The sequence below is a fragment of the Microbulbifer variabilis genome, from assembly GCF_020524905.1.
In the GTDB taxonomy this organism is placed as follows: domain Bacteria; phylum Pseudomonadota; class Gammaproteobacteria; order Pseudomonadales; family Cellvibrionaceae; genus Microbulbifer; species Microbulbifer variabilis_A.
Genome location: NZ_JAIVKI010000005.1, coordinates 191903 through 213521, shown reverse-complemented (window position 1 = coordinate 213521; position 21619 = coordinate 191903). Strand labels below are relative to the sequence as shown.

At 46.7% G+C, this 21619-nt stretch carries 22 protein-coding genes; 14 read left to right on the top strand and 8 right to left on the bottom strand.

Annotated elements, in window-relative coordinates; genetic code table 11:
- Positions 1 to 62: 62 nt before the first annotated feature.
- The 4 genes from LC073_RS08770 to LC073_RS08755 all read left to right on the top strand — a co-directional run bounded on the left by LC073_RS08770 (position 63) and on the right by LC073_RS08755 (position 3450).
- Positions 63 to 1697, top strand: coding sequence for a GMC family oxidoreductase (locus tag LC073_RS08770; protein ID WP_226646171.1), 1635 nt, complete (start codon positions 63 to 65; stop codon positions 1695 to 1697).
- Entirely contained in the window at positions 1694 to 2497 is an 804-nt protein-coding gene (locus LC073_RS08765; protein WP_226646169.1) for a putative RNA methyltransferase, read from the top strand. The genes LC073_RS08770 and LC073_RS08765 overlap by 4 nt, the downstream gene beginning before the upstream one ends.
- A gap of 73 nt (positions 2498 to 2570) precedes the next feature.
- A complete protein-coding gene (gene tadA / locus LC073_RS08760; RefSeq protein ID WP_226646166.1) occupies positions 2571 to 3026 on the top strand; it encodes a tRNA adenosine(34) deaminase TadA in 456 nt (151 codons plus the stop codon).
- Positions 3013 to 3450: an ion channel gene (locus LC073_RS08755; protein ID WP_226646164.1), complete on the top strand. Its 438-nt coding sequence runs from the start codon at positions 3013 to 3015 to the stop codon at positions 3448 to 3450. The genes tadA and LC073_RS08755 overlap by 14 nt, the downstream gene beginning before the upstream one ends.
- Positions 3451 to 3462: 12 nt before the next feature.
- Here LC073_RS08755 and LC073_RS08750 read toward each other — a convergent pair whose 3' ends face one another.
- Positions 3463 to 4239: a glycosyltransferase family 25 protein gene (locus LC073_RS08750; protein ID WP_226646163.1), complete on the bottom strand. Its 777-nt coding sequence runs from the start codon at positions 4237 to 4239 to the stop codon at positions 3463 to 3465.
- Positions 4240 to 4901: 662 nt separating this feature from the next.
- Here LC073_RS08750 and LC073_RS08745 point away from each other — a divergent pair.
- The gene (locus tag LC073_RS08745; RefSeq protein WP_226646161.1) at positions 4902 to 6101 is read left to right on the top strand and encodes a multidrug effflux MFS transporter; all 1200 of its coding nucleotides are present in this window, start codon (positions 4902 to 4904) and stop codon (positions 6099 to 6101) included.
- A 112-nt stretch (positions 6102 to 6213) separates the two neighbouring features.
- Positions 6214 to 6858: an SGNH/GDSL hydrolase family protein gene (locus LC073_RS08740; RefSeq protein ID WP_226646159.1), complete on the top strand. Its 645-nt coding sequence runs from the start codon at positions 6214 to 6216 to the stop codon at positions 6856 to 6858.
- Between the two features lie 84 nt (positions 6859 to 6942).
- On the opposite strand, the gene LC073_RS08735 is transcribed toward LC073_RS08740, so the two are convergent.
- The gene (locus tag LC073_RS08735; RefSeq protein ID WP_226646156.1) at positions 6943 to 7446 is read right to left on the bottom strand and encodes a lactoylglutathione lyase family protein; all 504 of its coding nucleotides are present in this window, start codon (positions 7444 to 7446) and stop codon (positions 6943 to 6945) included.
- A gap of 94 nt (positions 7447 to 7540) precedes the next feature.
- On the opposite strand from LC073_RS08735, the gene LC073_RS08730 reads away from it, so the two are divergent.
- Positions 7541 to 8410, top strand: a complete 870-nt coding sequence (locus tag LC073_RS08730) for a LysR family transcriptional regulator (RefSeq protein ID WP_226646154.1) — start codon at positions 7541 to 7543, stop codon at positions 8408 to 8410.
- Positions 8411 to 8445: 35 nt separating this feature from the next.
- The gene (locus LC073_RS08725; protein ID WP_226646152.1) at positions 8446 to 9303 is read left to right on the top strand and encodes a nucleoside deaminase; all 858 of its coding nucleotides are present in this window, start codon (positions 8446 to 8448) and stop codon (positions 9301 to 9303) included.
- Positions 9304 to 9344: 41 nt separating this feature from the next.
- Here the strand turns inward: LC073_RS08725 and LC073_RS08720 are convergent, their stop codons facing one another.
- Entirely contained in the window at positions 9345 to 10247 is a 903-nt protein-coding gene (locus LC073_RS08720; RefSeq protein WP_226646150.1) for a LysR family transcriptional regulator ArgP, read from the bottom strand.
- A gap of 101 nt (positions 10248 to 10348) precedes the next feature.
- Between LC073_RS08720 and LC073_RS08715 the strand changes: the two genes are divergently transcribed.
- Positions 10349 to 10987, top strand: coding sequence for a LysE/ArgO family amino acid transporter (locus LC073_RS08715; protein ID WP_226646148.1), 639 nt, complete (start codon positions 10349 to 10351; stop codon positions 10985 to 10987).
- 130 nt (positions 10988 to 11117) lie between these two features.
- On the opposite strand, the gene LC073_RS08710 is transcribed toward LC073_RS08715, so the two are convergent.
- From LC073_RS08710 to LC073_RS08700, 3 genes are all read right to left on the bottom strand, one after another.
- The gene (locus tag LC073_RS08710) at positions 11118 to 12209 is read right to left on the bottom strand and encodes an acyltransferase family protein (protein ID WP_226646146.1); all 1092 of its coding nucleotides are present in this window, start codon (positions 12207 to 12209) and stop codon (positions 11118 to 11120) included.
- A gap of 315 nt (positions 12210 to 12524) precedes the next feature.
- Entirely contained in the window at positions 12525 to 13409 is an 885-nt protein-coding gene (locus LC073_RS08705) for a DUF4396 domain-containing protein (protein ID WP_226646144.1), read from the bottom strand.
- A 13-nt stretch (positions 13410 to 13422) separates the two neighbouring features.
- Positions 13423 to 14448 (bottom strand): patatin-like phospholipase family protein, encoded by a 1026-nt coding sequence (locus LC073_RS08700; RefSeq protein ID WP_226646142.1) that lies wholly within the window; start codon positions 14446 to 14448, stop codon positions 13423 to 13425.
- Positions 14449 to 15019: 571 nt separating this feature from the next.
- Here LC073_RS08700 and LC073_RS08695 point away from each other — a divergent pair.
- Positions 15020 to 16966, top strand: a complete 1947-nt coding sequence (locus LC073_RS08695; RefSeq protein WP_226646139.1) for an aconitate hydratase — start codon at positions 15020 to 15022, stop codon at positions 16964 to 16966.
- Between the two features lie 71 nt (positions 16967 to 17037).
- Here the strand turns inward: LC073_RS08695 and LC073_RS08690 are convergent, their stop codons facing one another.
- A complete protein-coding gene (locus LC073_RS08690) occupies positions 17038 to 17982 on the bottom strand; it encodes an alpha/beta fold hydrolase (protein ID WP_226646137.1) in 945 nt (314 codons plus the stop codon).
- Between the two features lie 176 nt (positions 17983 to 18158).
- Here LC073_RS08690 and LC073_RS08685 point away from each other — a divergent pair, with 176 nt between their 5' ends.
- Complete coding sequence (locus LC073_RS08685; protein ID WP_226646134.1) at positions 18159 to 18878, top strand: helix-turn-helix transcriptional regulator; 720 nt, start codon at positions 18159 to 18161, stop codon at positions 18876 to 18878.
- A 198-nt stretch (positions 18879 to 19076) separates the two neighbouring features.
- Here LC073_RS08685 and LC073_RS08680 read toward each other — a convergent pair whose 3' ends face one another.
- Complete coding sequence (locus LC073_RS08680) at positions 19077 to 19553, bottom strand: NYN domain-containing protein (RefSeq protein ID WP_226646133.1); 477 nt, start codon at positions 19551 to 19553, stop codon at positions 19077 to 19079.
- Positions 19554 to 20322: 769 nt separating this feature from the next.
- Between LC073_RS08680 and LC073_RS21665 the strand changes: the two genes are divergently transcribed.
- The 3 genes from LC073_RS21665 (at position 20323) to LC073_RS08670 (ending at position 21613) form a co-directional block, all read left to right on the top strand.
- The gene (locus LC073_RS21665) at positions 20323 to 20457 is read left to right on the top strand and encodes a hypothetical protein (RefSeq protein ID WP_264190468.1); all 135 of its coding nucleotides are present in this window, start codon (positions 20323 to 20325) and stop codon (positions 20455 to 20457) included.
- Positions 20458 to 20501: 44 nt separating this feature from the next.
- Positions 20502 to 20741: a hypothetical protein gene (locus LC073_RS08675; protein WP_226646132.1), complete on the top strand. Its 240-nt coding sequence runs from the start codon at positions 20502 to 20504 to the stop codon at positions 20739 to 20741.
- A gap of 326 nt (positions 20742 to 21067) precedes the next feature.
- Entirely contained in the window at positions 21068 to 21613 is a 546-nt protein-coding gene (locus LC073_RS08670) for a hypothetical protein (RefSeq protein WP_226646131.1), read from the top strand.
- Positions 21614 to 21619 lie beyond the last annotated feature (6 nt).

The following is a 21619-nucleotide window of genomic DNA, read 5'->3' as shown; positions in this document are numbered from 1 at the left end:
TAATTTTATTGAGCTTGAGTGTACCGTCTTGGAAAATTCAGCTGCAAAGGTGCTGAGGTCCCATGTCCACTCAAATGGTGTTTGATTATGTGATCGTAGGTGCCGGCTCTGCCGGCTGTGTGTTGGCCAACCGGTTAAGTGCCGATGAGCAGCACCGGGTTTGCCTGCTTGAAGCGGGGCCGCCGGATCGAAGTCCGTTGATACATATGCCACTCGGCATCGGTATGCTGCTGCCGGGGACCAACTATAACCTGCATCATTACACGGAGCCTCAGGAACACCTGCACGATCGACGCCTGTTCTGGCCTCGCGGGCGAACCTTTGGTGGCAGTAGTTCCATCAATGCGATGATATATATCCGTGGTAATGGCGAGGACTACGATGGCTGGGAGGCCGCAGGTAATCCCGGTTGGGGCTGGCGAGATATCCTGCCGTATTTTCTTATGGCCGAGGGCAATGAGCGAGGCAGTGATGCGCATCACAGTGGCTTCGGCCCCCTAACGGTCAGCGATTTAAAATGGAAGACAGAATCGGGGCATGCATTTTTGCGTGCGGCAGAATCTGCTGGCCACCGGCTTAATAATGATTTCAATGGCAGTCAGCAAACCGGTTTTGGCTTTTACCAGGTTACCCAGCGCAGAGGCCGGCGCTGTTCAGCGGCAACAGCCTATCTACACCCGATAAAAAAACGCCCCAACTTGCATATTCGCTCTCGTAGTTCTGTGGCCAGGTTGATATTAAAGGGTGACCGGGCTGCGGGCGTAGAACTGATCAATGGAAAGAAGATCCATGCCAACAAAGAGGTTCTGCTCTGTGCCGGTGCCATACAATCTCCACAGATCTTGCTGCTGTCAGGCATTGGTCCGCAGGAAGAATTAAGCAAATTCAATCTAATCTCGCAGTACCACCTGCCAGGAGTGGGTAAGAATCTACAGGATCACCTGGATATCACGCAGGTCATTGAGGCTTCGGCACCGGTGAGTTTCTCAGAGGCTCCATGGGAAAAGGTTAAGAAAGCTCTGCGTGTACCTGAGTGGTTTTTCTTTAATCGGGGACCTCTGACCAGCAATGTGGCTGAAGCTGGTGGCTTTGCCAGCTCCTCTCTGGCCAACGGTCGCCCGGATATTCAGTTTCACCTGACTGCAGCGCCGCTGTTTAATCACGGTTTCAATAAACAGCCGGGCTATGGTTACTCTCTGCATGCCTGTGCTCTGCGGCCTAAGAGTCGCGGTGAAATTACTTTACAGAGTGATGATCCTAAGGACTTACCAAAAATTCAGCCGAACTATTTGTGCGAGCCTGAGGATATGCAAGTGATGATGGAGGCCTTTGACATGGCCAGGGATATCCTCAATCAGGAGGATCTGCTGCGCTATCAGAAGCGCACTTGGCTACCTGAAGAAAAACTCACCAGTGAGGAAGACATCAAACATTACATTCGTCAACGCGCAGAGTCTATTTATCACCCTGTTGGCAGCTGTCGAATGGGCGATGATGATCTCGCTGTAGTCGATGCGCAGTTAAAAGTACACGGTGTGGATGGACTGAGGGTTGTGGACGCCTCCATAATGCCGGCCCTGATCAGCGGCAATACCAATGCGCCGGTGATCGCTATTGCGGAGAAGGCTGCAGATTTGATTTTGCAGCGTACTTCTCCATCGATGATGAAGAATACAGAAGCTCAGGAAGTTGAATGATCTGGCAATGTCCTCTCTGCGCAAAGCCATTGACGTTGGGTAAAGATACCTGGCACTGCAGTAACCGGCACAGTTTTGATCGCGCGAGGGAGGGTTATGTTAATTTGTTACCCGTCTATCGTAAGCGGCGTAAGGACCCGGGCGATTCCACTGAAATGCTACATGCGCGTCGCCGTTTTCTCAGGGCGGGTTACTATCGCCCACTGGTGGACGCGATTACGGCATTGTTACCCTACCAATCTGGGCGCCGGCTTTTGGATATTGGCTGTGGGGAAGGTTACTATTTGCGCCAATTGGAGTCTGCTGGGTGGCACGGCCATGCGTTGGCCGGGATAGATATCTCCAAGTCCGGTGTCCGCATGGCTGCCAAAGCGGATAGCGGTGCACAGTTTGTTGTATCCAGTAATGCTAACTTGCCGGTGGCCTCGAATAGCGTGGATCACCTTTTACGTGTTTTCGCACCTGCACCAGATAGTGAGATGCTGCGGGTAATAAAAGAGGGGGGACACTTTCTGGATGTCTCCCCAGGTCCCGATCACCTATGGACTTTAAAAGGGCACCTCTACCGGGAACCACGCAAACATCCAGCGCCAAAACTGGTTGAGGGTTTGTATCCTGAGGTCGACATGCGCTGTTGTTTTCCTTTTGAATTGCGTGGACACGAAGCGATTGCGGACTTTTTGGCTATGACGCCTTTTGCCTGGAAGGGGAATAGAGAGGCGCGCGCAGAGTTGGAGCGGCAGGGTAGCCTGGTGCTTGAGGCGGATTTCATCCTACGCCGCTTTGTCAGAAGAAAATAACCTGGGAAAAATGATAAAGCTGTACTTTGTGAGTGCGCTGGTACTCGGTGTAGTAGAGGTCTAAGAAAGAATTATGGCGACACCTAAAGACTACGCATTTATGCGCAGAGCCCTGGAATTAGCGGAACTTGCCGCAGAGCGGGGAGAAGTGCCTGTGGGGGCCGTGTTGGTGCGGGATGGCAAGATCATTGGCGAGGGCAGCAACCGTCCTATTGGCAACTGCGATCCCAGTGCCCATGCGGAAATTGTCGCATTGCGTCGCGCAGCGGAGGCTGAGCAAAACTATCGTCTGCCAAATACCACGCTCTACGTCACAATTGAACCCTGCACTATGTGTTTTGGAACTTTGATGCATGCGCGAGTCAGTCGCTTAGTCTTTGGTGCCAAAGAGCCGCGTGCGGGAGTGGTTGAAAGTCAGATGAAGCTGGCAGAGGCCGGTTTTTTTAATCATAAAATCTCTGTGGAGTCTGGGGTAATGGCTGAAGAGGCGGGGAGGCTGGTTCGCGAGTTTTTCCATGATCGACGCTGAAATGACTTTCGCATTTGTGGTGAACACTATGATCGTTGCGATTGTGGTGTTGATTCACCACGAGGTACTTAACGCCCTAGTGCACCTTGGGCGTTGGCTGCCTGTGCGACACAATTTGGCTATCGTTCTCGGGGTTTTTGGTGCGCTACTGGCTCACATCGCAGAAATCTGGCTTTTTGCCTATGGCTATTACTTTATGGTGAATTCGCCCTATTTCGGCACTCTGGAAGGTAATTTCAGTGGTAGCTTGATCGATTGTGCTTATTTCTCATTTACCACTTATACCTCTCTGGGTTTCGGCGATATTGAGCCCCACGGACACTTGCGCTTTACTGCCGGCCTTGAGGCTCTCACTGGGCTGGTAATGATCACCTGGACAGCCTCTTTTATGTTCCTGAAAATGCAGCGGTTTTGGGATATTTAAGCCCTCGTCATCTTAGAGTTTTATTCGGGCCGTGCGTCCGAGGCGCTGCTTTGGTTTCTCTGCCGGATAAAATTCTTTTTTATAACGGTACAAGTAGATATGACGCTGAATACTGCGCCAAAATTTGCCAAAGGGGTGTAGCCAATAAAGCCACCGGGCAACGCTGGCTTTGTGAACGTTAGATTTTACGATGCTAGAAGTATGTTCGGTTTCCCACAGTAGGTGGGGTTCGACACCATAAAGCTTCAGGTCAAATTGCCAGAAGTGGTCAAAGACTTTATCTATAGGTTCGAAAATTCGATTGGCGTAACCGAGCACCTTTTCCATCCCTCTGCGATTGATCAGGTAACCCTGGGCTCCGCACCAGCCCCGCTCTGGTCGAACCAGCTTGTGTACGCCGTCATTAAGGCACCGGATGATCTTGCGCTTTCTCACTTTTAAGCCCATTAAACGGACCATCTCTACTTCTGGGGACAAGCGCTCCAACTCCGCCAGCACTCTGCCAAAGTCATCTTCTAACAGAACGTCGTCTTCGAGTATGCAAGCTCGCTGTAAGCCGGCTTGATAGGCCTGACGAATCGCACGAAGATGGGCCAGATAACAGCCGATTTCGGAGCTCTTTAGTTCGCACAAGTGGCGCCAGCGTGTGATGTTATTACAAATGACTTCATCGGCCTCAAGCTTGGGTATACCTCTGCGGCCATCGACGCCCGCGATTTGGCTGGCACGCAGACGTTGGGATTTGAGTGCGCTTAATAATTGATTTATTGGCTCCCCCTCTGGATACATAGTGATCACCCAACAGGGGGTGTGGGCTATAAAAAGAGGGATCTTTTGTTGTCTACGGTTGAGCGTGGGTCGGCTACGTAGTGGGAGCCGGGAGGTAAGCCGGTGGCGAGATCGAAGCGGCAATCGTTCTACATTGACCGCGGCCAATGTCCTGCTTGAGCCAAACTGACTCCTTCGACGCTTTTCTAGTGCCACTGCTTGAAGCCTACCTGTAACTGATTTCGGTGACTGTTAGAAGCTAGGGACTTGGAAGGTAAGTTAAAGTGCCTGTGCATGTGTCCATCTCATCATGTTCCTAGTGGAGTGAATTTGAGTGGGCATATCAATAGGACCCCAGAAAAACAGTCGCAGAGATACCATCTGAATTTGCCCGGTTTTCCGCTTTTAAAGCACTATCTCCCTACACCCTTGCCATAGGAAGCGTTGCATTTGTGAATATTAATGTCTGACTTCAAAGTCGACGCAGCCGGTGGGAACAGAGGTCGGTTTTTGATTGTATAAAGCTGTGTTCGCATCTAACACATAGAGAAGGGTATTCTTCATTTCCAGTGGGAGTGCTGAATGAATCAAAAGGAACTTTACCAGCAGAAATAAAAATATTTTCAGGTCGCTACTTCCCTATGTTTCTGAAAATTCTCTGAGCCTGATATTTGGAATCTTTTATGAAGTTGGATTTTATTAAGATGGCGCTCATTCTAGGCTTGTTGAGCTGTGTGGGGCCCGTTGCTATCGATATGTATCTACCGGCCCTGCCGGATATTGCCCAGGATTTAGGTGCGCCTGTGGAGGCTACACAATATACCCTGATGTCCTATTTTGTCGCTTTCGGGGTGTGTCAGCTATTTTATGGCCCAGCATCAGATATGTTCGGCCGAAAGCCTCCACTGTATTTTGGTTTGGTCCTTTTTACCCTGGCTTCTGTTGGTTGTGCTTTGGCCCCTTCAATAAAGGCCCTGATTGTCCTACGGTTCTTGCAGGGGGTTGGTGCCGCTTCCGTAATGTCGATTCCAAGGGCAGTGATTCGGGATTATTACACTGGTACTCAGGCCACTCGTTTAATGACCACGGTGATGTTGGTGATCTCCATATCGCCGATGCTCGCTCCATTGATCGGAAGTACTTTGATAGTTCCCTTTGGTTGGCGCAGCGTATTTCTACTAATTGCCCTGCTGACCCTTGCCAGCTTATTCCTGGCGGTAACCAGCTTGCCTGAGACCCTCCATCGGCAGCACCGTGTGCCATTTCGTTTTAGTGCCATGCTCGGGGCTTTTTCCACTTTGTTGCGTGATCCAGTGTATGTTGGCTTGACTTGTATTGGCGGTTTGGGCATCGCTAGCTTTTTCTCTTTCCTGGCTACGGCCTCTTTTCTATACACCGACTTCTACGGATTGACACCGACAGAATTCAGTCTTGCCTTCGCTTTAAATGCGCTGGGTTTCTTTACCTCAAGTCAGTTCGCTGCAAACCTCGGCGCGCGTTTTGGCTCTGTAGCCGTGGTGAAGTGGGCTACTGCAGGTTTTGCTATCGGCTCATTGACGATGTGTATGGTGGTCTTTTCAGGCTTTGACCAATTTGGGTTGCTGGTGGCTATGTTGTTGATTTGCAACATATTCCTGGGGTTGGTGATTCCTACCTCTATGGTTTTATCCCTGGAAGAGCATGGGCCCATTGCCGGCACGGCTGCCGCTCTGGGGGGGGCCTTGCAAATGTTGCTTGGGGCTTTGGCAATTGTTGTAACCAGCTTGGTTTTTGATGGAACACCCTTGCCGCTAACAGCAGCGATTGCTGCATGCGGTGCCAGCGCGTTGATCATCTCCCGCTTGACCTTGCGGGGAGTCGCTCACTTGGCGGTGCCATACTAGTGCTTGGATTTGATTAGAGTTGGAATTTAGTCAGGGTTTAGTGGCTTTACTCATAATGTCCAAGGCTCACTCTGGAAGCTAATTCCCATAATTCAAAGAAGGAAGTCGGCAGATGCATAATATTCTGGTTTATTCCGATAGTGTCTCCTGGGGCATCATTCCAGATACTCGCCAGCGGATGACTTTTGCCCAGCGTTGGCCTGGCGTTTTGGAGTTTCATCTCAATGAAAACCACCATAATGTGCGAGTGATTGAAAATTGTTTGAATGGGCGCAAGACGGTTTGGGATGACCCATTTAGGGAGGGCAGGCGGGGTGTCGATGGATTGGCTCAGGTCATTGAAATGCACTCTCCGCTAAAGTGTGTCATCTTGATGTTGGGTACTAATGATTTTCAGGATACTCACGATAACAAGGCCTGTATGTCTGCTCAGGGCGTGGCCAAACTGGTGTCAGTAATCCGGAATGCTCCCATAGAGCCTGGCATGCCAGTACCTCAGGTCCTTATTATTGCCCCTCTGACGATCAGTAATCCCTGCGGTATTATTGGTTATAAATTTACCGGCGCTGAAAAGCGGTGCGTCGGTTACGCCAAGGATCTGGAAAAAGTCTCGCATGATTTGGGAACTCTATTCTTGGATGCAAATAAATGGGTGAAAGTCAGTGAACGGGATGGTATTCACCTGGATGAGGATCAGCACTTGGTTCTGGGCAAGGTGGTTGCTGATTATCTTTCGGAAAACAAAGTCTTGAATTAGCCTTGGCAATTGTTTGGATAAGTCACCGAGTCAAATAGCCAATACTATTGGCACCGGAAGCGCCGGTGCCTGTCTTCGCCAGGATTAGTTGTAAGCACCGCTGCTGTAAACCAGCTCATAGCTGTGGCTGTAAAGCTCTAGAATATTGCCAAACGGATCTTCCATATAAATCATGCGGTAGGGCTTTTCCCCAGGATAGTAATAGCGAGGCTTGGGCATACGCTTTCTGCCCCCTGCGGCAACAATACGTTCGGCCAGTTCCTCTAGATTGGGGTCTTGTACACAGAAATGGAATACCCCAGTTTTCCAGTATTCAAAATTATTCTCTGGGTTTTCTTGATTGGGAAACTGGAATAATTCAATCCCTATACGGTCCCCGGTAGAGATGTGGGCGATTCGGAAACTGCCCCATCCTTTACCAAAAACGTCAGTACACATGTCGCCAATGGCGCTGTGGTCTTCCTGAATTGCTGTTGGCGGCATAATCAGATACCACCCCATCACCTCAGTGTAAAACTTTACTGCGGCCTCTAAATCCGGTACCGAAATACCGATATGGGAGAAACTGCGGGGATAAATGCCATTCATTTTTTTGGCTCCAGTGCTTAGGGTGGAATAAAGTTACACTCTAGAGTCGATTACATATAATTATCATTAGTGATTTTTTTTAGTAATTTTTGTAATGATTAACCCAGTATGGCTACGTAGTTTTTGTACACTGATAGAGGTGGGGCACTTCACTCAAGCGGCGGAGCGCCTGCATATGACGCAGTCTGGCATAAGTCAGCACCTCCGTAAGCTAGAGGAATTTCTAGGGGTGGCTCTGATTCAGCGGCAGGGCAGGCAGTTCACCCCAACAGAGGCGGGAAGAAAACTCTATGGTGAGGCTCATGAGATTGTGGAGTCTCTCTCAACTCTGTCGCAAAGACTGGGGGAGGACCCTGTCTACGAGGGTTTGGTGCGTATTTTGTCTCCTGGGAGTGTGGGACTGAAGTTATATCCCAGGTTCCTTAAAATACAGCAGGGCCACCCTAAGCTCATTATCGACTATCGATTTGCACCCAACCGGGATGTCGAAAGATCTCTTCTGGAATACCGTTGTGATATGGGTTTAATGACGAGCCCATCAGCGCTGGATGAGATCGCCAGTCAGCCGGTGGCAAGTGAGGCATTGATATTGGTGACTCCGGTTGCAATAAAAAATACTGACTGGTCAACTTTGTTGAAACTGGGTTATGTTGGCCACCCTGATGGTGCTTATCATGCCAGTTTGCTCTTGGGAGCCAATTATCTGGAATTTCAACATGTCGATATGTTTGCACTGAGGGGCTTCTCTAACCAAATTAGTTTGATTCTTGAACCGGTAAGTCTGGGACTGGGTTTTACGGTATTACCGGAACATGCGGTAAATGCGTTCGACAGGCCAGAATTAATCCGGTCGCACCGCCTGGAAACGCCAGTTAGCGAAACTCTTTTCTTGGCGACACGCCGTCATAGAGCTTTGCCGGCAAGGGTAAAAAACCTGATCGCTATGGCCCGGGAATGGCTTTGACCCGGGAGTGGCTTTGACCCGGGAGTGGCTCTGAAATGATGAGCCAATTGAATATGCGACATGGGTTAGTTTTCTTTTTTTTTATAGTCTTTTCTTCCCTAGGGATTTCTGAAGAGATGGTGGAATCTCCTATCCAGCGGGAGAGAGACGCTATTCTAATGTTGTTAGCATACTCTACTGCCTACTTAAATTGGGTTTCACCACAAGATCAAAATAAACGGGGTTATAACATTGCGGCTGTTTTATACGATCCTCAACAGGAGAAAATTGTGGGGGTACAGCGCAATGCTGTGGATCTGTGTGGAGATAAAACCCAGCATGCGGAAGTTAGGCTAATACAACAGTGTATAAATACAGACTGTAGGGGGAAGGGTAACCACTCTCTGAAAGGCACCACTATTTATACTACATTGGAACCCTGCATGATGTGTGGAGGAATGATGGTCTTCCTCGAAGTTTCCAGGGTGGTTTTTGGGCAGGCCGACCAAAAATTTGGTAAGAATATTGAGCGGCTTCAACAGAATTTCAGGACTGACTGTGAATATATGGCACAACCTGAAGAGCCATCCGTGAATAGTTGTAAAGTCGATATTCCAGCAAATTATCGGGCGCTTAAGATTCTTGTAGAACCCTCTCAACTATTAAAAAGGGCTCAACTAGATGGGGCTTTTGCGATTCACCAACTGCTATTAGGTAGTGCAATCACTGAATTTTTGATGAGTGTAGAGGCCCACGAAATCTTTCAAAAAGCCCATCAACAACTGAAAAGTTATAAGCCTAAATATCGGGAAAATATGTCTATATTGATGCAAGCACATCAATTCCTAGAAAAGTTAACCCGTGCTCCAGGTGAGATAGATCGCTGCTTTATGAAGCAGTCCCACAATCACTAAATATTTTATTGGAACTGCCAGTATCTTCACCATGTAACCAATTACTGGTGCAGCGCTTTGTGTGCATATTCAGCGAGAGTGTGAGTGATTTCTTTAATCAATTTGGATTTCAAATTCCAAACATGCCAGTACAGTGGAATTTTCAAGTGCTGATCTGGAGTCAGCTTGATCAGCTTCTCTTGCCTTAACAAATCTTCCACCTGAATATCTGGAGCCATTCCCCAGCCTAATCCCAAAGTGAGAAAATTGAGAAATCCCTTGGAAGAGGGGATCTCGTGGGATGGGTATTGGCCGGCCTCTATCCCCCAAAATTGCTGCAGATAGCGGCTTTGCAGCTGATCTTTGTAGTTAAATTCAACGGCGGGGGCATAGCGAAATTCATCCACGTCGACTGGGTCGGAGAAGTAGTGCTCTTTAAAAGCCGGAGTGCACACTGGGTAGTAAGCCATGTGCCCAAGCAGAATGGACTGGCAGCCCTGCAGGTTACTGGTTACCGAACTGATGCAGCCAATAACCTCCCCATTCTTCAATAGCTCCAAGGTGGCATCTTGATCATCGACCTTTAAGTCTACGAGCAGGTGGTGGGAGCGGATGATGGGGGTTACCGCTTTCAGGAACCAGGTATCCAAGCTGTCTGAGTTCAGGGCGATGCGTACCTTGTTTTGGTTACTGTAGCGGGTTTTGCTGCCCTCCGGGTCTATGTCTGTCAGCAACTCGTGCTGCAGGAGGTGCATCTGCTGGAAATAACCCAGTACCTTGAGGCCGGCCTCGGTGGGTCGCAGTGGTGTTGAGCGTATCAGTAGGGCCTGACCGACCTGTCCTTCCAAGGCTTTGATCCGCTGGGATACCGCAGACTGGCTCACGTGAAGGAGCGCCGCGGCCTTATCAAAACTCTGTTCTTCTACCACGAAAGCAAAGGCCTGAAGTTGTTTAAGATCTAACATAAGATATTCTTATGAGGTATCAATATAATTAAATTTACTTATTTTAGCCGGCCTCTTAATCTCTCGCCACTTTTCGACCCGCATACCGCGGGCAGACCCCAATGACCTCAGGAGGCAACGTGTTTTCGGGTTTGCTACTGGCCCCTCTGACAAAGGGCTTTATCACCACTATCAGCTTGATCATGGCAATTGGTGCGCAGAATGCGTATTTACTGACACAGAGCATTCGTCGCCAGTACCACTACAGCATCGCCGCGCTGTGTATCCTGATGGATATTGTTCTAATCAGCTGTGGTGTTTATCTGGTATCACACCTGGCCCAGGCTGAAGGAAACTGGATGGTCTGGCTGACCTGGTTGGGAGTCGCTTTCCTGGTTGGCTACGGCGCTATGGCATTTCGTTCCGCCTTTACCAATAAGGGACTGGAGGACAAGAAGGAGTGGGTTAAATCCAGGCGTTCTGCCCTCATCACCGCCGTGGCACTAACCTTGCTAAACCCCCATGCCTATGTAGATACGGTTGTGTTGATTGGCTCGGTCGGTGCCCAATACGCAGGGGAAGGTACTTTATTCTTTGTGATTGGTGCCTGCAGTGCCTCTGTCCTTTGGTTCGCGCTGTTATCGGTTGGTGGCAGTATGATGCAGCCGCTGTTTAAGAACCCAAAAACCTGGCGAGTGCTGGATGTATTGGTGGGTATTATGATGTGGTCGATTGCTGCAAGCTTGCTGTGGGCACAGTAGAAAGTCAGATTAACCGAGCGGTGACTGGTAATTTTTATAAGCTTCCCACTCTGATTCATACATGCCTGGATAAAACAGGCATGTATGAATAACCTCTAGTTTTCCACCACAGATAAGCGGAAAACCCCGTTTAGGCAATCGCCATCTCTCTACTTTCTGTCCTTCTACTTAAGTGGCGTCCCATATTGATGGCTGGCTTCTCAATCAGTTTGTACACCAGGCTCCCCAGGACAATACTCACGAGGGTCGTGGCCAACATATAGACCTCTACAGAATAAGTAGAAAATGCCTGCGCCCAGGACTGCTGTATTGTCCAGTTCAGCCCGCGCATCACAATGGGGTGGAACAGATAAACCGAATAACTAATGGTCCCTAAAGCCACTAGGCCACGCCATGGCTTAAAGGGTACTAGTAGGACAACAAAGAAAATAGCCAAAGCAATTAAGTGAGGTAGAGCAAAGCGCAATGGATTGTCACCAATGGGTTTACCAAGTATAAAAAGAAATAAAAACATTAATGGAATTGAAAAAGTGCCCGCTATAGCAAAAAAGGCATAATAATAATGTGTTTTTCGCATATAACAGTGTTGGATCAAGGTTCCACAAAACATGACAGCGATACAGAAAGGCAAATAGGTAATTGTTGGAGCCAGTTCCGGTAGGGGAATAGATAAAATATTTAAGAGCTGCCAACCTACGAATAGAGATAGTGCACCCCAGCAAAAAAGTAGTAAGATCAGGGGGTTAGCCAGTTGACGGTTAGCAAAAATTAGCGCACAGAGACCATAAAAAATTAATTCAACTGTCAGTGTCCAGTAAAGCCCTTGCACGTTATCAAACCCCATCAATCCCTGTAGCATGGTCGTGTTTGCGACAATAGTGGTTGTGGGATACATCCAGTCACTAATCAGCCATGTCAGCCCCACAGCCAGAAATAGGGATGTCCAGTATGCTGGATAAAGGCGGAAAAAACGACGAATGGCAAACTTCTCTAAAGAACTTTTAGTTCCCGAAAGGCTGAAAGGAATCACAAATCCAGAGATTAAAAAGAAGCAGATTACTCCTATTCTGCCAAAGTCTAACTGGCTGATAAATTCAGTCAGCTCGGTACCGTGCTGGGCGACACCGGGGTTTCGTATAAAAACTTCGCTACTGTGTTGCCAAACAACAAGAATTGCTGCGAGACCCCGCAGAGCATCAAGATTAAGTAAGCGGCTATTCATAGATTTGCTGTATTCCTTTAATCAGCAGTTTGAAATCCGTAGACTCGGGTATTTGGTTTCATTAATTCGGGAGAATTTGAAATATGTGGCTGCCACTAAGGGCAAATCGCAATTTTTTAAACATAAGACACGCCATTATACGGCGTATAATGTCTGGGATCAGGTCGCAGAGGCGAGTTTCATTCCTATAAAGTGCGAAGTCCTTAAGCTCAATAGAACGCAATACATTTTCCTGATTTTACCATAAATCTTTAAATCTGTGGATAACCTGATTTTAGCTTTTCGACCTTTTAGCGCTGATTATTAAATAGTCAATCAAAACTTCAAGGGTACAAAGTGATTAGTCACCAATATTGCAAGCAAAAGAAACAAGAAGGTTCCCACTATCCAAATACTAGAGACAGCAATGGGTAGTGAACGCATTATCATTCCATGATCCTCATGACCTATTTGTATAGAATGGGGAGGAGCGGGCTCAGTTGGCTTGTTACTGGCACCATGATTATCCTCTGGTGAACAGAAACCCAGGCATGGCGCAGGCCCATCTCGCCCCGGCAATGTCATACAACCGTGCTTCAAATGGTTTTTAACAAGCCAATAGTTGATTGGATAAGCAATGACACCACCGACGATACTTGCAAGGCTCATACGAAACCAAAACGTGGCCTTGCTAGGGTCTTCCGATTCAGGCCATAGAGAAGCCAGGATCACCATGGTCGGAATCATTCCGCCCATCACCATATTCATAGAAACGGTCTCGGCGAAGAAGGTTTTGCGCACTGCCCTTAGATAATTTCCCTGATACATACCAAGCATCATCATCGCCTGAAAAATAAACAGTCCACAAATAAAGCCGGCAATATACTCAATGGTGGCATCCCAGCCATTGGTGAGCCCAAAGAAGGGGACGATGGACGCAGCAATAACAATGCCGGTGGCATCCCCGGCCAGGCAATGCATTTCACTATTAACGCTTTGTTTCCAGGTAGCGCGTGTAAAGGCATCGTGCCCACCAGGAAAAGGGCGTCGACAGGTTAGTAGATAGAGGAAGAGTCCGACAACACCTGTATATACAACAACCAATATCCACGCCATACGCTGCACCCAGCTGGTTGGTGTATTGGTGATCGAATCCCAAATGACAAAGATCACGCTCATAGCTGAGAAAATAAACCAGACAAGCATTGCTCCATTTAGCATGCTAGAGTCCCCTCTAAGGATTATGCTGATATTTATGAAAGCCTTGAGTACTTGTCAGTATCGTAGCAATTTCATCTAGCTCTTTATCAAAATACCTTGCATTCATTTCTCCGGAATTCTTTAGCTTTATCAGATTTTTTGGTGATGCGTTATCCATCGCTGGGGAGGCATCATACAGATTTGGCTGAATCCGGTAGTACTTGGTGTTTTCTACGGTGGATGAAATTTGTTTCAGGTAATAATGAGTTAATTGAGCTCCGCCATTCAGAGCGATATCGATAGAGGGCCTTGCCCAGTTAAAAATGCCCCAGTCTTTCACCTCTTTGTATTTATAGCTTATTAGTTGTTTACCAGTACCTAGAGATACAATGATCATATCTTTAATTCCACCCACATCGCTGAACTTAATGGCCTCTGAATAGGCACATAAGGCTGGATCACTGGCTACCATTCCACCATCTACCAGGATATATTTTTTATTTGCAGGTGGTAACGAATAAATGCGTGCGGGTTCAAAGTAGGTTGGTGCAGCGGTACTACCTCGTAATAAGTCTCTTACCAAGAAATCCTCATTTTTCACTATGGCACAATGTTGTCTAAATATGATTTGCTCTCGTTTTTTGATGTCATAGGAGACGAAACAAGTGGGTTTTAATAGTTTACTTAACTTTGTTTTGCCAAAGTGCTTCTTTAGTACCTTTTCCAGTTCATGTGTGGAGTACTTTTCTCCCCTGAGTAGTCTCCATTTATCCAGGTAGGGCCAGATTCCAGTATCAAATACCTTACCTCCTTCTTTGAGGTAAATATCAACGGCTTCCTGTGCTGAGAATTTTGGTCTTCCCTCTTTGTTCGGGCAGATATATGCCGCGCCTAATATTGCGCCGGTACTTGATCCTGCAATTAGGTCAAAAAAATCCCCTATCCTGGCGTCCGAGTTACCTGATTTCACTTTCAGCTTATCTTCAAGAGAGACCAATATTTCACCAGGTAATATCCCCCTTATCCCCCCTCCATCAATAGATAGGATTCTGATCGCCACTGTTGACTCCCCTTCGCTTCATTGAATGCAGGTAACTGTAGAAAGATAGCACTCGAGTTGGTAATTTAAGCTTTAAATGATGAGATTTATCAATGCACTTCAAAGGAGGTCGCTGATATCAATAAAATACTATGTTAACTGTTTCCTTGTTAGTGAAACTTCTCATTAAATAATTCTGGTAGAGATGGTGATAACAAAGAAAATTGATGCGTGGATAAAGTCGAGTAACTGATAATTATCTGGGAGTTTTAAAGCACATATACTTAATTTTCTTAAGTTGTACATTCTCAAAATATAAAATTCACCAAAAAACTCGTTCTTAAATGGATGTGCTTACTGCAGCAAGACTATAAAGAAAATCTGATATTTGTGGCGTGATAAGACTTGTATATTTCCCTATTGCAAGAAAGTTCAAGGGTATCAGCCAGACGCCCGATTATCTTTGTAAATATATAGGAGCAGTTAGGCGCACATAATAACTATCTTGAGCCGGGCTACAATAAATCAGGTCCAAGAAAGCACCGAAAGGGGAGCTTCCCGGGCTAAGGAACTTCCTATAAGGGTACCCATTATGGCTATGAACCTCGCACAGAAACTGATCAAGAGCCATCTGGTGAGTGGTTCATTGGAACCCGGGACTCCAATAGAGATAAAGATTGATCAGACGTTGGCTCAGGATGGCACCGGTACTCTGGTAATGTTAGAGCTAGAGTCGCTCGGTTTATCACAAATCAAGACTGAGCTCTCCGCGCAGTATGTAGACCATAACCTACTACAAACGGACTTCAAAAATGCCGATGATCACTTGTTCCTACAAAGTGCTTGTCGCAAATTTGGACTGTGGTTTTCGCGTCCCGGTAATGGTGTCAGCCACCCAGTGCATATGGCCTGCTTTGATATCCCCGGCAAGACGTTACTTGGCGCCGATAGCCATACGTGTGCAGCCGGCTCTATGGGTATGCTGGCCATTGGTGCCGGTGGCCTACAGGTGGCAATGGCCATAGCTGGGGTTCCCTTTGCACTAAAAATGCCGAAAGTGCTGGGCGTAAGGCTTGAGGGAAAATTACCGCCCTGGGTCAGTGCCAAGGACATTATTCTGGAAATGTTACGCCGGCAAACCGTCAAGGGCTGTGTGAATAAGATTGTCGAGTATCATGGCCCTGGCCTCGCTCATCTGACCGCGATGGACCGCCATGTGATCGCCAATATGGGGCAGGAGATGGGTACCACTGCCAGTGTCTTTCCCGCCGATGAAGCTGTGAAAGCCTTTCTCAAACAGCAGCATCGGAAAGGCGATTATGTAGAAATGAAAGCAGATGAGGGTGCGAGCTATGACGAAGAGGATACCATCAATTTATCTGATCTTGAGCCACTAATCGCCTGCCCATCCAGTCCAGATAATGTGGTAACCGTACGTGAGGTGGCGGGCCGCCCGATTTATCAGAGCTATATAGGCTCCTCGGCTAACCCCGGGCTGCGTGATTTCGCCATAGCAGCGCGCATCGTTGCAGGTCGTCGCTTAGCCGACGAAGTCTCTTTTGATATCAACCCAACCTCGCGCCAATTACTCGAAGAGCTTAGCCGGAGCGGTGATCTCACAAAATTACTGGAAGTGGGTGCCCGTTTGCACCAAACAGGCTGTGGCGGCTGTATTGGTATGGGGCAAGCCCCCGCCACTGGCCGTATCAGCCTACGTACTGTGCCACGTAATTTCCCTGGTCGATCCGGCACAGCAGATGACCAAGTCTATTTATGCAGCCCTGAAACCGCTACTGCCAGTGCATTGAAAGGCGTGATCACCGATCCTCGTGACCTGGACATGGACTATCCCAGCTTTAATGAGCCGGAATACCTGCCAGATATAAGACCATTACTCCAGCCACCCCAAGAAATCCCAGTAGCTGTTGAGCTGATTAAAGGTCCGAATATCAAACCGTTACCAAACTTCGATAAGCTGCCGAATGTTTTAACGGGCCCGCTATTATTGAAAGCGGGTGACAACGTTTCTACCGATGAAATACTGCCCGCCGGAGCTGAGATTTTACCTTTGCGCTCAAATATCCCCGCCATCAGTCGCTACACATTTTCTCGTATCGATGAAAATTTTTACCAGCGGGCAATGAAATTGAATGGTGACTGTTTTGTTGTAGGAGGTGAAAATTACGGACAAGGTTCCAGCCGAGAACATGCAGCAGTAGCTTCGCGTTTTCTTGGGGTAAGATGCATCATCGCAAAAAGCATGGCTCGTATACACCGCCGTAATCTTATTAACTTTGGTGTACTGCCACTGCTTTTTGAGAATTTAGAGGATTATGCTCGACTTGAGCAAGATTCAATTCTTGAAATTGACAAGCCAATAGCACAACTGAAGTCTAACAATTCAATAGAGTTGCTGATAAAGTCCTCTGGAGAGAGCATTAATTTACGTAGTGATTTGTCAGCGGATGAACTCGAAGTGCTAGAGGCTGGCGGTATGATTAATCAAGTACGAGAAAAGTATCTGAGTAACGGGAAGTAGTAAATTTAACTGCATCCATAAATTACTCAGATAATTTCAGTGTTATTTTTGATATCAAAGTGGCCTTTTCCCTAGGTAGCATCCTGTTGTCCTAACCACTTTAAAATTATCTGATTTGTTTCTTCAGGTTTTTCCTGTTGAATCCAATGGCCGCAGTCGAGGCAGATTATATCAACATTGGGAACGAACTCTTTTAAGTTTGGAGCCTTAGGGATCAAGTCTTGATCGCCGTAAATCATAAGTGCTGGCTTTTGGATGATTGGGTCTACGTCTGCCAGAATCTGCCAATTGCGGTCTAAATTTCTGTACCAATTTATGCTGCTCGTAAAGCCTGTTTTCTCAAACGCCACAATAAAAACAGCCAGCTCACTTTCACTCATTAAGGGCTCGCCAAGTGGCGCTTCTGCTTTAGCGAGCTTGATCATCATCATTCCAGGCTCTGGTGCTACTGGAGGTACGTTCTTACAGAATATATTGCGAAGGAACTGGGAAGTATTTGCGTCTAACACGGTGTCCGCAACGCCTGGCTGTCGGTTAAAATGAACGATATAATAGTCGCTCCCTAGAAATTCTTCCATGAAGTCGACCCAAGGTTTCTCTGTGCGTGCTTGGTAAGGTAAGGCCATATTTATAATTTTATTGACCCGATTTGGATGCAATAGCGCAAGCCCCCAAACCACCATTGCACCCCAATCATGGCCGACAAAGGTAGCATCTTTGTATCCGTAGTGATCAAGAAGTGCAACAAGGTCACCCGACAAGTTTTCAATGTCATAGTCAGTTACATCGACAGGACGGGTTGAATTGCCATAACCACGCTGGTTTGGAACGATAACGTGGTAGCCGGCTGCGGCAAATACAGGCAGCTGGTGACGCCAAGAATAGGCATGCTCTGGCCAGCCGTGACAAAGCACAATTGGTTTTCCCTTATTCTGTTGGCCTGCTTCAAATACTTCTAACTCGATACCGTTGATTGAAATAAGGGTGGGCTTGGGGAAATCGGTTGAATTAAACAATTTAGTTCTCCTTTTTAAGGGGGCAAGGGACGCCTTATGTACCAGCTAACCACGTTATTTCCCAGGGGATTACAGGTTTAGTTTGTAATTCCAGGACCCCATTGCTGAAATATACGTCTATAGACTAAAGTCTAATAGTGCCAAATACTGGCACCATTTAATGTTATCCTTACAAAATGAGTGTTCGCCTCCGACAAGACGCCATTGTGCGCAGCCTTCGCCGAAAAGGTACTTCTACAGTTGCTGACTTAGCAGAAGAGGTCGGCGTATCAAGGCGCACGGTGTTGCGTGACATCAGCGCCCTGCGCGATGAAGGCTTTATAATTCATTCCGAACCTGGTCCCGGGGGCGGCCTGCAATTAGACCCGCAATCGGTCCAAACCACAGCGCGCCTCTCGGTTGCCGAGGTTTTTGCGCTTCTCATCAGCGTTGCAACAATGCGCGCAGCCGGAAGTTTGCCCTTTTCGGGCCTTGCAGACGCTGGGCTTGCCAAAATAGAGAAAGCTTTGCCACCGGATAAGATTCGTGACTTACGTCGGTTCCTGGATTGTTTATACATTGGTAAGCTCTCACCACAGGTAGACATATCAAATATCCAAGAAATGGAGCCCGCACTACTACCCACTTTCGAGACAGCTTTTCTCCAACGACTACCACTAAGTTTCCAGTACTGTGATGCAAAGGGGGCTATAACCAGCAGAGTTGTCGAGCCACAAGCTATGCTGATTTTATCACCACTATGGTATTTGGTAGCTTGGGACCCTGTACGCAAAGATTTCCGTCATTTTCGAATGGACAGAATCAGTAACCCGGAATACCTTAAGGGCAAAACATTTCGGTGGCGACATGTCTTATTCGAAGATGACGTCTCTTCAGTTCGTCATTTACCACGTTAGTCTTTGCGAGGTTACAAAAGCTGATCTTTGGGATCTGGATACAGTTTTGTTAGAGGGTGCAACATAGTGTCTTTAGCTAGGTTTCTTACTCAGAGCCTAAAGAGATATCAATATGCGATTAGTGTATTGGTTCAACCTGCTTAGCATCTGATTCAATATGGGTGGCTAAAACAAAAGTATTTTACTTTTCGCCCATGTTTATTTGAGTAAAAGCTTATTGTCAATTGGAATAAATTCACTTGACGCATTAAACAATGAGGCGGCTGTCAACTCTGGTACGCCATATACTTCAACCTTCTTGCCCCGATCTAATCTGAGTTTATGAGCAAGAATATCAAAATCACCATCACCTGAAACCAAAACTATTGTATCTACCAAGCTTGAATATTCCATGGCATCAATCGTTATCCCCACATCCCAATCACCTTTTGCAGAACCATCCGACCGCTGGGTAAAAGGTTTTAATCGTACTTCAAAGCCAATAGATCTCAAGATATTTTGAAATTCATACTGTTTTCTATCGCCGCGTTCGATGGCGTAAGCCACTGCCTTTACGACTTTTCTTCCATTAGTTACCTCAGACCAAAACTTATTGTAGTCAAAGTTTCGTTTATAGATTTGCCTGCAGGTATAATATACATTTTGTACGTCAACAAGGATGGCAATCTTTTCCATTTGAGAATCCAATAATTTTAAAAGCCTAGTGCTAAAACAGCGATGTTGAGTGCACTTTTTTAGGTGGACACTTTATGTTGCTAGCCTTAGATTTTCAAGTGACAATTGTTAGTCAATACTAAATCTTGAACGTTCTGGATTATAAAAACAGGATGTTAAGAATGACAGCCTGCATCGACAAGGTGATGATACATTAATTCAGTGCTGTATAAACCGAACATTTGGAATAACTCCTACAATTATTGAATAATTGTGCTGATCGATCAGTTCAGCGCTATCTATTTGCCAATATAAATCACGATATGCTAGTGAGTGATTAAATCCATTTTTGTATGGCTGCTCATAACTATGTTTTTGGATGATGTTATCTTTTTAATGAATAGAATATTGTTGAATTGATTTCAGTCTCCATTAATTGCTAGTAGTTGGTTCAAAGTCGGATTTCTGAATGGTCAATTTCAGTGATTTTATTTTCGGATTTTTCCTCATTTTGACTAATCTCAGTCTTTTTAGCGACTCATTTAAGCCTCAAAAATTTCTAAGCTTACATTTGCGATAACTGATTGATTTTTAGTCTATTCAGCCCTCATTAAGGATGTTGTGTCCATTGTGGGTTGACAGACCAGGAACACTATATCTTATACTGTATTTATATACAGTATATAGGTTGAGTTAGTCATGGGAACCAGAAGCATCATTTTCGACGGAGAGCCTATTCAGATGCCGTTATCGGTCGGATTATGACAACCGACCAATGTACGCTATCTGTATGCTGAACTATACGAAGTACGTACGCAGCTTTTCGGTTTCTGTAGGTGTGAATCTGCGCAAAGAGATGGAGCTGACCCTGACGCAGATGCGAGAAGTTGAGCGTAGTATGGATTGGTTGGCAGCCCCTGCATAAGGATGTAAGGGCTTAAGCAGTTATTACCGATTAGGAGAGAGATCATGGGAAGAAAGATCAATCGATTCGCAATTTTTGCTGAGCGGATTCATTTAATGAATGGTGGTGCAAAAAGTTATAGAGGCTCTGCACCAACTGACGAAGCGGCAATGGAGCTAGCGGAAGAAATTGCTAAATCTGAAAAAGCAGAGTTTTATTCATGGTTGCAAATTCTTGATATATCGACCGGAAGATTTATCGAGTATTCAATAAAGAGAGGTGGGGTGTTAGAGGAAAGGGAATAGCTTGTTTTATAAAGAGGATTTTTGTGCTGAGGGCATTCTGCCATCTTTTGGGTCGGGGATAAGTCAATGAAATTTGGATATCTTAGTATGTAAAAATTCATATTTAGTCTCATTTATTATGTGCTGATTGAGGTTCTCTGCATTGCTTATCATGGTATAAGTCCTTTTTTAAGTCTTTATCTTTTCTAGATCCAGCACCTACTACACTCTTGGCCAACCAGACCAGCCTTTTATTCGCACTGTGTTATCGCGCGGGGTAGGGGTTCCAGCCCTCGACCGTGAGGATTTACTTTGGCAGCAAAGCGACTCAGTGCGGCAAAAGGTGGATGCCAGCGCAGACTGGAGCCGGGAAACCCATGGGGGATATTCGTGAGAATTCATTGCGCCGTATTATTGAGTCCGCCGAAATACAGACAAGCTGTGACAGCGAGCACCGCCAAGCCCGTGAGCATTCCGTGGAAGAAGTGGCCGGGGTAAAAATAGTCGAAGCCCTGGGCGCTTTGCGCCTTTTGTCTGGTGGCAGCTTTAATATGTCTGCGCTGGATAATTTAAACCTGACAACTGCAAGCGACCTCAACCACTCAGTGGGCCGCGACCTAAAAGAGCAAATAGGGAATATTCGCGAGTCAGTGGCTAAGGTTCGCCAAACCATCAAAGTAAAAGACGGCGGCAAAGTTTGGTTAGGTAGTGAATCTTTAAATGTACTGAAGGTATTAGAGGATTTGATCGGCGTAGTGTCGGCCCCTGCCGGCACCCTCGCGACGCACCCACACCCAGGTAATAGGCAAAAGCCAACCCAAGAGGCGGCAATTAATGGGCACAAGAGTAGTACGGATGGTTTGAAATCTCAGCTTAGCGCGGTTCGGGCTTAAGCGGGT

Coding starts and splice junctions, on each gene's coding strand:
- LC073_RS08770 (WP_226646171.1), top strand. CDS start 63: ATGTCCACTCAAATGGTGTTTGATTATGTGATCGTAGGTGCCGGCTCT.
- LC073_RS08765 (WP_226646169.1), top strand. CDS start 1,694: ATGATCTGGCAATGTCCTCTCTGCGCAAAGCCATTGACGTTGGGTAAA.
- tadA (WP_226646166.1), top strand. CDS start 2,571: ATGGCGACACCTAAAGACTACGCATTTATGCGCAGAGCCCTGGAATTA.
- LC073_RS08755 (WP_226646164.1), top strand. CDS start 3,013: ATGATCGACGCTGAAATGACTTTCGCATTTGTGGTGAACACTATGATC.
- LC073_RS08750 (WP_226646163.1), bottom strand. CDS start 4,239: ATGTATCCAGAGGGGGAGCCAATAAATCAATTATTAAGCGCACTCAAA.
- LC073_RS08745 (WP_226646161.1), top strand. CDS start 4,902: ATGAAGTTGGATTTTATTAAGATGGCGCTCATTCTAGGCTTGTTGAGC.
- LC073_RS08740 (WP_226646159.1), top strand. CDS start 6,214: ATGCATAATATTCTGGTTTATTCCGATAGTGTCTCCTGGGGCATCATT.
- LC073_RS08735 (WP_226646156.1), bottom strand. CDS start 7,446: ATGAATGGCATTTATCCCCGCAGTTTCTCCCATATCGGTATTTCGGTA.
- LC073_RS08730 (WP_226646154.1), top strand. CDS start 7,541: ATGATTAACCCAGTATGGCTACGTAGTTTTTGTACACTGATAGAGGTG.
- LC073_RS08725 (WP_226646152.1), top strand. CDS start 8,446: ATGATGAGCCAATTGAATATGCGACATGGGTTAGTTTTCTTTTTTTTT.
- LC073_RS08720 (WP_226646150.1), bottom strand. CDS start 10,247: ATGTTAGATCTTAAACAACTTCAGGCCTTTGCTTTCGTGGTAGAAGAA.
- LC073_RS08715 (WP_226646148.1), top strand. CDS start 10,349: ATGACCTCAGGAGGCAACGTGTTTTCGGGTTTGCTACTGGCCCCTCTG.
- LC073_RS08710 (WP_226646146.1), bottom strand. CDS start 12,209: ATGAATAGCCGCTTACTTAATCTTGATGCTCTGCGGGGTCTCGCAGCA.
- LC073_RS08705 (WP_226646144.1), bottom strand. CDS start 13,409: ATGCTAAATGGAGCAATGCTTGTCTGGTTTATTTTCTCAGCTATGAGC.
- LC073_RS08695 (WP_226646139.1), top strand. CDS start 15,020: ATGGCTATGAACCTCGCACAGAAACTGATCAAGAGCCATCTGGTGAGT.
- LC073_RS08685 (WP_226646134.1), top strand. CDS start 18,159: ATGAGTGTTCGCCTCCGACAAGACGCCATTGTGCGCAGCCTTCGCCGA.
- LC073_RS08680 (WP_226646133.1), bottom strand. CDS start 19,553: ATGGAAAAGATTGCCATCCTTGTTGACGTACAAAATGTATATTATACC.
- LC073_RS21665 (WP_264190468.1), top strand. CDS start 20,323: ATGCTGAACTATACGAAGTACGTACGCAGCTTTTCGGTTTCTGTAGGT.
- LC073_RS08675 (WP_226646132.1), top strand. CDS start 20,502: ATGGGAAGAAAGATCAATCGATTCGCAATTTTTGCTGAGCGGATTCAT.
- LC073_RS08670 (WP_226646131.1), top strand. CDS start 21,068: ATGCCAGCGCAGACTGGAGCCGGGAAACCCATGGGGGATATTCGTGAG.